This is a genomic window from Roseomonas rosulenta, from assembly GCF_016106005.1.
In the GTDB taxonomy this organism is placed as follows: domain Bacteria; phylum Pseudomonadota; class Alphaproteobacteria; order Acetobacterales; family Acetobacteraceae; genus Neoroseomonas; species Neoroseomonas rosulenta.
In genome coordinates this window covers 1-10,669 of sequence record NZ_JACADR010000148.1, presented here as the reverse complement: position 1 = coordinate 10,669, position 10,669 = coordinate 1, and the positions used below count along the sequence as shown (strand labels likewise).

The window sequence follows — 10,669 nt, the reverse complement described above, 5'->3', positions numbered from 1 at the left end:
GGCCTGGGCGCGGTCGCGCCATGCGATCCTGGCCCGCGACTGACGCCGCGGGCCGCCCCTGTCATGCGAGATGGCACTCCACGAGGCCCGCGGCGTCGGTCGCGGGCCTCGGCGCTTCGGTGGAGCACCTGGCAATCGCCACCGGGCAGCGCGGATGGAAGCGGCAACCCGGCGGGATGTTCGCCGGGTCGGGCATGATGTCGCCCAGCCCCACATCCGGAACGCCGAGCCCGGGTTCCGGCGTGAGCACCGAGGCGAGCAGCGCGCGCGTATAGGGGTGCCGCGGCGCGGCGAACAGCGTCTCGCTCTCCGCGCGCTCCACGATACGCCCCAGGTACATCACCGCCACTTCGGAGGCGATGTGCTCCACCACCGCCAGGTTGTGGCTGATGAACAGGTAGGTGAGGCCGAGGTCGCGCCGCAGCTCCGCCAGCAGGTTCAGGATCTGCGCCTGCACGCTGACATCGAGCGCGCTGGTCGGTTCGTCGCACACCACGATGCGCGGGCGCAGCACCAGCGCGCGCGCGATCGCGACACGCTGCCGCTGCCCACCCGAGAGCTGCGCCGGGTAGCGCGTGCCCTGGTCCACCGACAGCCCGACGCGCTCCAGCGCCTCCGCCACCCGGCGGGTGATCTCCGCGCCGGAGATGTCGCCCTGCGCGATCAGCGGCATGGCCACGATGTCGCGCACGCGCCGCTTCGGGTTGAGCGAGGCGAAGGGGTCCTGGAACACCGGCTGGATCAGCCGCGCACGCGCGCGCCGGTCCATCGCCGACAGCCGCTGCCCATCCACCGCAACCTCGCCCGCGGTCGGTTCCAGCAGGCCGAGGATCAGGCGTGCGAGCGTGGACTTGCCGCAGCCGCTCTCGCCCACCACGCCGAGCACGCTGCCCGCCGGCACGGCGAAGGACACGTCGTCCACCGCCACAACGCGCTTCGGCGGGGCGAACAGGCCCTGGCGCACGCGGAACTCGCGCCGCAGGCCGCGCACCTCGATCGCCGGCGTCATGCCGCGGCTTTCCAGCCTGGGGCGAGCACGCAGAGGGTCTCGTGGTCCGCGCCCGCCTGCTGGTGCGGAATGGCGCCGGCACAGGCGGGTGTCGCCTGCGCGCAGCGGTCGCGGAAGCCGCAGCCGGTGAAGCCCGGCTGGATGCGCGGCACCACGCCCGGGATGCTGCCCAGCGGTTCGTCGCGCCTCACCTTGCCCGGCACGGGCACGCAGGTGAGCAGGCCGCGCGTGTACGGGTGCTCGGGTGCGGCGAAGAGCGCGGCGGTCGGCGCGCTCTCGACCACCTCGCCGGCATACATGACCGACACGCGGTCCGCGACGCGCGCGACGATGCCGAGGTCATGCGTGATCAGCAGGATTCCGAGGCCGAGGTCCTTCTGCAGCGTGGCCAGCAGCCGCAGGATCTGCGCCTGCACGGTCACGTCCAGCGCCGTGGTGGGTTCGTCCGCGATCAGCAGTTCCGGGTCGCACATCAGCGCCATGGCGATCATCACGCGCTGGCGCAGCCCGCCCGAGAGCTGGTGCGGGAACTGCCCGAGCCGCAGCCCCGGCGCGGTGATGCCCACGCGCGCCAGCAGCTCCGCCGCCCGGTCCACGGCCTGGGCGCGCGTCGCACCGCGGTGCCGGCGCAGCACCTCGGTCATCTGCGACCCCACCGTATAGGCGGGGTTCAGGCTGGTCATGGGCTCCTGGAAAATCATCGCCATGCGGTCGCCGCGCAGGCGGGACATCTCGGTCTCGTTGAAGCGGCCGATCTCCTGGCCGGCGAAGCGCAGCGCGGTGGTCTCGCGCCGCGATCCGCGCGGCAGCAGGCCCATGACGGACAAGGCGGTGATCGACTTGCCGCAGCCGCTTTCGCCGACCAGGCAATGCGTCTCGCCCTTGTTCACCACCAGCGATGCGCCGCGCACCGCCGCCGTGCTGCCGATGGTGACGCGCAGGCCCTCGATCTCCAGCAGCGCGCTCATCGCGACAGGTCCGTGCCCATCATGTCGCGCAGCGCGTCGCCCAGCAGGTTCACGCCCAGCACCAGGACGAACAGCGCGGCACCGGGGATGATGATGACCCAGGACTGGAAGAACATGTATTCCTTGGCCTCGCTGATCATCAGCCCCCAGGAGGGCAGCGGCGGCGGCACACCCAGGCCGAGGAAGGACAGCGCGGCCTCCAGCAGGATCGCCAGAGCCATCTCGAGCGTCGCGACGACAGCGAGGTGCGTGGCGATGTTGGGCAGGACTTCCCGCGTCAGCACCCACCAGCGCGACACGCCCGCGCACCAGGCGGCCGCGACGTAGTCGAGGTTGCGGATCTGCATGGTGGTGGAGCGTGCGACCACCGCGAAGCGGTCCCACAGCAGCAGTCCGAGCACCAGCACCACCAGCATGAAGGACGACCCGCGCAGCGCGGCGACCGCCAGCGCCACCAGAACCGCCGGGATCGACAGCCGTGTGGTGATGCAGAACACCACGAAATCGTCGACCCGCCCGCCATAGAAGCCGCCCAGCACGCCGAGCGTGATGCCGATCAGGCCCGAGGTGATCACGGTCAGCACGCCGATCACCATCGAGATCCGCGCGCCGTAGATCAGCCGCGACAGGTAGTCCCGCCCCAGCTGGTCGGTGCCGAGGAAGTTCTGCGGAACGCCCCCCTCCATGAAGGAGGGTGGCACCAGGCGCCGGTTCAGGTCGATCGCGAAGGGATCGTAGGGCACGATCCAGGGCGCGAGGATCGCGATGATGGCGGCGAAGCCGACGATCGCGGCCCCCACCACGAAGCCCGGGTTGCGCAACAGCCGCCCGCCGCGCGACATGGGCATGGCCGCGCCGCTCATGACGTGCGCAGCCGCGGGTCGAGCACGGCGTTCAGCAGGTCCGCCAGCAGGGTCAGCGCGATGTAGATCAGCGCCAGCACCAGCACCACCGCCTGCACCACGGGGAAGTCGTTCTTGCTGATGCTCTCCCACGCCAGGTAGCCCACGCCGTGCAGCGCGAAGACCGTCTCGATCACGATCGACCCGCCCAGCATGAAGCCCAGCTGCACCGCGGCGATCGACACCACCGGGATCGCCGCGTTGCGGAAGCCGTGCTTGACCAGGATGGACAGCCGCGAAAGCCCCTTGGCGCGCGCGGTGCGGATATAGTCCGACGACAGCGCCTCGATCATGCCGGACCGCGTCAGCCGCGTGAGCGAGGGAATGGCCGAGAAGGCCAGCACCACGCCGGGCAGGATGTAGCCGTCCCAGGTCTCCACGCCCGAGATCGGCAGCCAGCCCAGCTGCAGCCCGAAGACGATCATCAGCACCAGGCCGAGCCAGAAGGAGGGCATGGCCTGGCCGATGATCGCCACCAGCCCGACGCCGCGGTCGAGCCAGGAGCCTTCGCGCACCGCGGCCAGGATGCCGAGCGGCAGCGAGACCACCAGCGCGATCGCCAGCCCCACCAGCCCGAGCGTGAGCGTCACCGGCATGCGCACCGCGATCAGGTTCGCCACGCGGTCGCGGAAGAAGTAGCTCTCGCCGAAATCGCCCTGCAGGGCGCGGCCCAGCCAGTCGAGATACTGCACCCAGACCGGCCGATCGAGGCCATAGACACGGCGGATGGTCGCGACATCCTCGGCCGTCGCGTTCGGCCCGGCGATGGAGATGGCGAGGTCGCCCGACATGCGCGTCAGCAGGAAGGCGAGCGTCAGCACCGTCAGCGCGACGAGCACCGCGACCGCGAAGCGGCGGAGAAAGAAGCGAAGCATCCCGCGACGAGCCTAGTCGCCGTTGCTGCGCTGCCGCAAGGCCCGCATCACCAGGCCGCCGCCCAGCCATCGCGCCGCGGATCGGAGGCCGCCATGCGCACGCCGTTCTCCAGCACGCGGATCGCCTCGACGCTGCACGCGCCTTCCAGGTCGCCCACCACCTTCACCTGGTGGCCGCGCTCGCGCAGGCCCGCGATGGCGGCCTCGCCGAAGCCGCGCTCGATGGTCACGACATCCTCGCCGCCATGCGGGTAGTTGCTTTCCTGCCCCGGCTGCGACGACGTCCAGCGCGGCGCCTCCAGCGCCTGCTGCGGGTCGAAGCCGAACACCGCGCAGGAGAGCAGCACCTGGAAGTTCACCTGCACCTGGTTGTCCGCGCCCGGCGTGCCGAAGACCATCCAGGGCCTGCCGTCCTTCATCACCATCGGCGCGTTCATGGTGTGGCGCACGCGCCGCCCGGGGGCGAGCTGGTTGGCGTGCCCGTCCTCCAGGTGCCAGTAGGACATGCGGTTGTTGAGCAGGATGCCGGTGCGCGGGCCCGTCACGCCCGAGCCGAAGGCGCCGTTGATCGATTGGATGGCGGAGACGGCATTGCCCTCGGCATCTACCACGCAGAAATAGGTGGTGTCGGCCTCCGCCATCGCGCGCACGGGCAGGTGCGCGGCGCGGTCGCCGATCGCCGCGACATGCGAGTCGCGCCGCGCATCGGACAGCAGCGCGGCGAAGTCCGGTGCCTCGCGCCCCGCCTCGGCCTCGCGGTCGAGGAAGGCGCGCTTCTTCGCCTCGATCATCAGGTGCAGCAGCGCCGCGCTGCCCCAGCCGAGCCCCGCCAGATCCTGCGACTCGACGATGCGCAGCATCTGCAGCAGCGCGAAGCCCATCGAGGGGGCCGGTGTCTGCCGCACCTCGAAGCCGCGCCAGGCGATACCGATCGGCGGGGCCAGCAGCGGCGCGACGGCGGCGAGGTCGCCGCCATCCGGCAGGGCGCCCACATCCGCGAGATCCGCCGACAGCGCCTGCGCGACGTCACCGGTGAAGAACGCCGCGGGGCCGGCCGCCGCCAGCCGCTGCAACGTCGCCGCCAGCGCCGGCTGCGCGATGATGCTGCCCACCGCCGGCACCGCGCCGCCCGGCAGCCAGATCGCGCGGCTGGTGGCATCCGCCTCGATGATCTTCCCGTTCTCGCCGATGAAGTGGCGCAGCGCGTGGGTGGCGGCGAAGCCCTCGCGCGCCGCCTCCACCGCCGCGCCGAACAGCGCGCCCCAGGTCCTGGCGCCATGCGCCGCATGCAGCGCCGCGAGGCCCGCGACCTTGCCCGGCGTCTGGATCGACAGCGGGCCGCGGTTGGGCACGCCGCCCTCCGCGCGGTAGCGCGCCACCGTCGCGGCCGCCGGCGCCTGGCCGGTGCCGGCGAAGGTCTCGGCACGCCCCGTCTTCGCCGACCAGTGATGATAGAAGCCATCGCCGCCGAGGCCGGACATGTGCGGCTCGACCACGCCGAGGGTCAGCGAGATCGCCACCGCCGCATCCGCCGCCGACCCGCCGGCGCGCAGCACATCGAGCCCCGCCTGCGTCGCCACCGGATGGTTGGTCGCGACCGCGCCGCGGCGGCCCATGATCAGCGGGCGATGCGCACGGATGCCTTCATAGGCCATGGCTCAGCCCCCCGTGCGGATGCGTGCGCCGACCGGCGCCCAGCGTTCCACCTCGGCGCGCAGCAGCGCCTGCGCCGCAGCCGCCGAGGTATCTGACCAAGTGTCCACGCCCGCGCGCCGCAGGCGTTCCTGCACCGCCGGGTCGGCCAGCGCGCGCGCCGCCGCGGCCTCCAGCGTGGCGACCACCGGCGCCGGCGTGCCCGGCCGCACCATCAGCATCTGCCACACGCTGAGGTCGTAGCCCGGCACCGCCTGCGACATGCTCGGCACGCCCGGCAGCAGCGGCGAGGTCTCGCGCGAGGAGACCGCGAGGCCGCGCACCTGCCCCGCCTGCATCAGCGGTGCGAGCATGGACGGGCTGTCGATGGTGAGCTGCACCCGCCCCGCCACCAGGTCCTGCACCGCCAGCGCCGCCGTGCGGTAGGGCACGATGGTGTAGTTCACCCCCGCCACCTGCTTCAGCAATTCGCCCGCCAGGTGGTTCGCGGCACCGGGATTGGTCGACCCGAAGTTCACCGCATCGCCCTGCGCGCGCAGCCAGGCCATGAGCTCGGGCATGTCACGCGCGGGCACGGACGGATTCACGGCAAGCAGGAAGGGCTGGCGCGACACCAGCGCGACGGGCCGGAAATCCGCCACCGGGTCGTGCTGGAAATCCGGATTCATCGCGCGCATCAGCGCATGGTTGATGGTGGCGATCAGGATCGCGTAGCCGTCGGCCGGCAGGCGCTGGAAGGCCGCCGCGCCGATCGCACTGCCGGCGCCGACCACGTTCTCCGGCACCACGGGCTGGCCCAGGATCGGGCTCAGCGCCTCGGCCATGATGCGCCCGACGATGTCCGTGACGCCGCCGACGCCGACCGGGATCACGAGGCGGATCGGCCGGTTCGGATAGCGATCCTGCGCGATGGCGGGCGTGGCGAGGGCAGCGAGCGGGGCAGCGAGGAAGGCGCGTCGATCCAGCATCAGGGACTCCCAGGCAGTTGGCGGCCAGCCCAGGTTACGCCACCCTGCCCGGGTGACCAGCCCCGGAGCGACGATGCACCAGATCCGCCTGCAGGAACCCTTCCGCGGCCTGTTCTACGCGCCCTTCTACGCCGCCATGGCCCGCCGCGCGTACGAGGCCGAGGGTGTCGCCGTGCGCTTCATCGACAGCCCCGGCCCTTCGCTGCAGACGGATGCGGTGCTCGAGGGTCGCGCCGACCTCGCCTGGGGCGGGCCGATGCGCCTGCTGCTCGGGCATGACCGCGACCATGCCTGCCCGCTGCGACTCTTCGGCGCAGTGGTGATGGGCGACCCCTTCGTGCTGGTGGGCCGGACGCCGAGGCCCGATTTCCGGCTGACCGACCTCGCGACGCTGACGCTCGGCAGCGTCAGCGAGGTGCCAACGCCCTGGTGGACGCTCCAGGACGACATCCGCCGCGCCGGCCTCGACCCCGACCGCGTCGCGCGCGTGACCGACCGGAGCATGGCGGAAAACGCGGCGGCGGTCGCCGCCGGTACGCTCGATGTCGCGCAGCTCTTCGAACCCCTGGTGAGCGCGATGGAGATCGCCGGCACCGGCCATGTCTGGTATGCGCAGGCGAGCCGCGGCCCGACCTCCTACACCGCCTTCTACGGCCGGCGGGAGGTGATCGACGCCAAGCGCGCCGCCTGCGAGGCGATGGTGCGCGGCCTCGCCACGACGCTCACCTGGTTCGCCGGCGCACCGGCCGAGGAGATCCTCGACACCATCGCGCCCTACTTCGAGTCGCTCGACCGCGCCGCCGCGACGCGCGCGATCGAGCGCTACCGTGCCCTCGGCGTCTGGACCACCAATCCGCGCTTCCCGCCGGCGGCGCTGGAACGCCTGCAGACCGCGATGCTCACCGCCGGCGCCATCACCCACGCGCCGGGCTACGCCGGGCTGGTGGCGGAGGAGGTGACGGAGGCCGCGCTCAGTTCTGCAGCGTGATGCCCTTCACGCGGACCACCTCGGTCCAGCGCGCGAGTTCGCCCTCCATCACGGCACGCAGCGCAGGGCCGTCGCCGCCGATGGGGGTCGCGCCCTGCTGGCGGAAGCGCTCCTGCACCTCCGGATTGGCGAGGAAGCGCGCGATCTCCTGCTGCATGCGCCCCACCATGGCGGGATCGAGGCCGCGCGGCGCGAGCACGCCGTACCAGAAGGAATAGGCGAAATCGAAGCCCTGCTCGCGCGCCGTCGGCACGTCGGGCAGCGCGGGGATGCGCCCGCCGGTGGTGCCGATGGCGATCGCCCGCGCGCGCCCCTCGCGCACCGCGCCCAGCACCGTAGGCGGGGCCGCGATCAGCAGGCCGACGCGCCCGGCCAGCAGGTCCGCGAAGGCCGGGCCCATGCCGCGATAGGGCACATGGGTTAGCCGCATGTTCGCAATGTCCTGCAGGTATTCCATGTAGAGATGCGGCGAGGACCCCGCGCCCATCGAGCCGTAGAACCCCGCCTCCGGCCCACGCGCGCGCGCCGCCTCCACGAAGTCGCGTAGCGAGCGCGCGGGGGAATCGCCCGGCACCACGAAGACGGTCGGGTAGTCCACCAGCAGCGAGACCGGCGTGAAGTCGGCCAGGATGTCGAAGCCCAGCGTCGGATAGAGCGGCGGCGCCGTCGCCAGCGAATTGTCGGTCAGCAGGAAGGTGGCGCCATCGGCCAGCGCGCGCACCGCCGCCGTCCACCCCACCACGCCGCCGCCGCCCGAGCGGTTCTCCACGACGAAGGGCTGGCCGGTCTGCTGCTGCAGGTGCTGCGCGAGGAAGCGCGCGACGAAGTCACTGGTGCCGCCGGGCGGATAGGTCACCAGGATGCGCACCTGGCCGCGCGGCCAGGCCGGCGCCTGGGCCTCCGCCGGCAGCGCGGCGAAGCCGGCCAGGGCCGCGAGGGCGGCAAGGGTGCGTCGGAACATCGGCCTTCTCCCGGTCGTTTCTTGTGGCTTGGGTGTCGGCGGCGGCGGGCGGCGCAGCGTGCAGAGCCAGCACATCGCTCAGCGCCCGGCGAACAGGCGGCCGGAGGCGATGCGTGCCCCCTCGGACATGGCGCGCAGCTTTGCCCAGACCACGTCGCGCGCGACGCGCCCGCGCCCGGCGGCGGTGTCGAAGCCGCAATCCGTCCCGGCCATGAGGCGCGACGGGTCGCCGATGCTCTGCGCGATGCGCTCGAGCCGCTCGGCCACCACCTCCGGGTGCTCGACGAAATTGGTTAGCGTGTCGATCACCCCGGCCACCAGCACCTGGTCGTCGGCCAGCGGCGTGCGCAGGAAGCAGCGGTGCTCATGCGCATGGCGGGGGTTGGCGAAGGGCAGGACGAAGGCGCCGACCTGCGCCTGGAGCACCACGGGCAGGATCTCGGCGAGCGGCACGTCGGCGTCGTGCGGGCCCTCGTAGTTGCCCCAGCAGACATGCAGGCGGATGCGATCGCGCGGCAGGCCTTCGATGGCGCGGTTGATGGCAGTGACCACGCGTTCGCAGAAGGCGATGAAGTCCGACAGCGGGCGATCCCGGTAGGAAGCGTGGCGCTCCAGCGCCAAGTCCGGGCAATCCAGTTGCAGCGTGAACCCGGCATCGAGGATCGCGCGGTACTCGTGCGCCAGCGCATCGGCCAGCGCGGCGAGGTAGGCTTCCTCGCTGTCGTAGTGCCGGTTCTGCACCACCGAGGCGACGATGCCCGGCGAGGGCGCAGCGAGGAAGGCGCCGAGCGGCGCAGGGCGCGCGGCATCCAGCGCGGCGCGGAACTCGGCGCATTCGGCGTCCATGGCGGCGGCACCGACATAGGCGACATCGCCGATGGCAGCAGGCAGGTTGGCCGTCATGCTCGCCGTCTCCCGGCCCGCGGCGGCGGCGGCGACCTCGGCCTTGAACTCGGGATAGGCGTCGATGTCCGCCCAGCCGGGGCGATGGCTCTCCCCGCCGAGGCCGGTCAGGCGGTCGCGCAGGTAGAGCACGAAGGATTCGCGCCCCTGCTCGCCGTTGTTGACGATGTCGAGCCCGGCGGCGACCTGGCGCGGCACGATCTCGGCCACCGCGGCACGCGCCGCGGCGGCAACCTCCCCGGCGGGGATCGCCTCGCCCCTGGCGCGGCGCGCATGCAGGCGCGTGAGCGCGGGCGGGCGCGGCAGGCTGCCGGTATGGGTGCAAAGGATGCGCGTTGCCATGTTTCCTCCCGGGGGCCGCCAGTCTGGCGCGGCGCGGCGGGCGCGACCAGGGCCGTCAAGTTCACTGACGCTTCGCGATTGTCCACGCTAGACTGGGCGTGGATCGCGCGAGGCGCGACCCAATGTCACCGGAACCTTGCCGGCAGTTGGCCGGCACCAGGCGCGAAAGATTGGCATGTCCCGCCGGCAGCAGCGTTCAGATCGTGTGAGGGCCTTCTCGGCCTACCTGGCGGAGCGCCTGCTACGGCTCCCGCAGGCCGCCCCCCCCATGCAGGATGCGGGACCGGGCGCGCTGCGCGTCGCCTCCTACAACGTCCACAAATGCGTCGGCACGGATAACCGCTTCGATCCGGAGCGGATTGCCGCCGTGATCCGCGAGCTCGACGCCGACATCCTGGCCCTGCAGGAGGCCGACCGCCGATTCGGGCGCCGCGACGGGCTGCTCGACCTGGCGGCGCTGGAACGCGACACGGGGCTGCGCTTGGTCCCGGTGGCCGTCACGGCGCACAGCCATGGTTGGCACGGCAATGCGCTGCTGGTGCGCAACGCCGAGGTGATGGCCGTCCACCGGCTCCGCCTGCCCGGCGGCGAGCCGCGCGGCGCCGTGGCGGCCGAACTGGAACTGCCCGCCGGTCGGCTGCGCGTCGTCGCCGCGCATCTCGGCCTGCTGCGGCGACACCGCACGCAGCAGGTCGCCGCGCTGCTCGAGCACATCGCGAGCGCGGAGGACATGCCGACCCTGCTGCTCGGCGACCTGAATGAGTGGCGGACCGGCGCGCGCTCCGGGCTGCGGGCGCTGGAGCGGGATTTCGACCGCATCGATTTCGGCCCGGCCACCTTCCCGAGCGGCTTGCCGATGCTGGGGCTGGACCGGATCCTATGCCAGCCGCGCGGCCTGGTCAGCGGCCTCGCGGCGCATCAGTCGCCGCTCGCGCGCATGGCCTCCGACCATCTGCCGCTGACCGCACGGCTCGACCTCTCCGCGGCCGGGACCGCGGTGCTCGCCGCGGCAGCCTGACGGGGCCTGCAATGTCCGCCGCGACAGGGGCGCTGCCGGGCGGCGAGGCCCCGCGCGCCGGCGTCGCGCTGATCGCCGACGG

General features: G+C 72.5%; 10 protein-coding genes. 2 read left to right on the top strand and 8 right to left on the bottom strand.

What is annotated here, in order from left to right; genetic code table 11:
• Positions 1-61 precede the first annotated feature (61 nt).
• The 6 genes from HW578_RS16665 to HW578_RS16640 are packed head-to-tail and all read right to left on the bottom strand — an operon-like array spanning position 62 to position 6,375.
• Positions 62-1,009, bottom strand: coding sequence for an ABC transporter ATP-binding protein (locus HW578_RS16665; RefSeq protein ID WP_198371739.1), 948 nt, complete (start codon positions 1,007-1,009; stop codon positions 62-64).
• Entirely contained in the window at positions 1,006-1,977 is a 972-nt protein-coding gene (locus HW578_RS16660; protein ID WP_198371738.1) for an ABC transporter ATP-binding protein, read from the bottom strand. The genes HW578_RS16665 and HW578_RS16660 overlap by 4 nt, the downstream gene beginning before the upstream one ends.
• The gene (locus tag HW578_RS16655; RefSeq protein ID WP_232479036.1) at positions 1,974-2,825 is read right to left on the bottom strand and encodes an ABC transporter permease; all 852 of its coding nucleotides are present in this window, start codon (positions 2,823-2,825) and stop codon (positions 1,974-1,976) included. Before HW578_RS16655 ends, HW578_RS16660 begins: the two co-directional genes overlap by 4 nt.
• A gap of 11 nt (positions 2,826-2,836) precedes the next feature.
• Positions 2,837-3,754 (bottom strand): ABC transporter permease, encoded by a 918-nt coding sequence (locus HW578_RS16650; RefSeq protein WP_198371736.1) that lies wholly within the window; start codon positions 3,752-3,754, stop codon positions 2,837-2,839.
• 47 nt (positions 3,755-3,801) lie between these two features.
• Entirely contained in the window at positions 3,802-5,409 is a 1,608-nt protein-coding gene (locus HW578_RS16645) for a gamma-glutamyltransferase family protein (protein ID WP_198371735.1), read from the bottom strand.
• 3 nt (positions 5,410-5,412) lie between these two features.
• On the bottom strand, positions 5,413-6,375 hold the full coding sequence (locus HW578_RS16640) for a Bug family tripartite tricarboxylate transporter substrate binding protein (protein ID WP_198371734.1): 963 nt from the start codon (positions 6,373-6,375) through the stop codon (positions 5,413-5,415).
• A 73-nt stretch (positions 6,376-6,448) separates the two neighbouring features.
• Between HW578_RS16640 and HW578_RS16635 the strand changes: the two genes are divergently transcribed.
• On the top strand, positions 6,449-7,363 hold the full coding sequence (locus tag HW578_RS16635) for an ABC transporter substrate-binding protein (protein WP_198371733.1): 915 nt from the start codon (positions 6,449-6,451) through the stop codon (positions 7,361-7,363).
• Here HW578_RS16635 and HW578_RS16630 read toward each other — a convergent pair.
• Entirely contained in the window at positions 7,347-8,324 is a 978-nt protein-coding gene (locus HW578_RS16630; RefSeq protein ID WP_198371732.1) for a Bug family tripartite tricarboxylate transporter substrate binding protein, read from the bottom strand. The two genes, HW578_RS16635 and HW578_RS16630, sit on opposite strands and share 17 nt — an antisense overlap.
• A 78-nt stretch (positions 8,325-8,402) precedes the next feature.
• Positions 8,403-9,569, bottom strand: coding sequence for a uroporphyrinogen decarboxylase/cobalamine-independent methonine synthase family protein (locus tag HW578_RS16625; RefSeq protein WP_198371731.1), 1,167 nt, complete (start codon positions 9,567-9,569; stop codon positions 8,403-8,405).
• A gap of 268 nt (positions 9,570-9,837) precedes the next feature.
• Here HW578_RS16625 and HW578_RS16620 point away from each other — a divergent pair, with 268 nt between their 5' ends.
• Positions 9,838-10,587 (top strand): endonuclease/exonuclease/phosphatase family protein, encoded by a 750-nt coding sequence (locus HW578_RS16620; RefSeq protein ID WP_198371740.1) that lies wholly within the window; start codon positions 9,838-9,840, stop codon positions 10,585-10,587.
• Positions 10,588-10,669 lie beyond the last annotated feature (82 nt).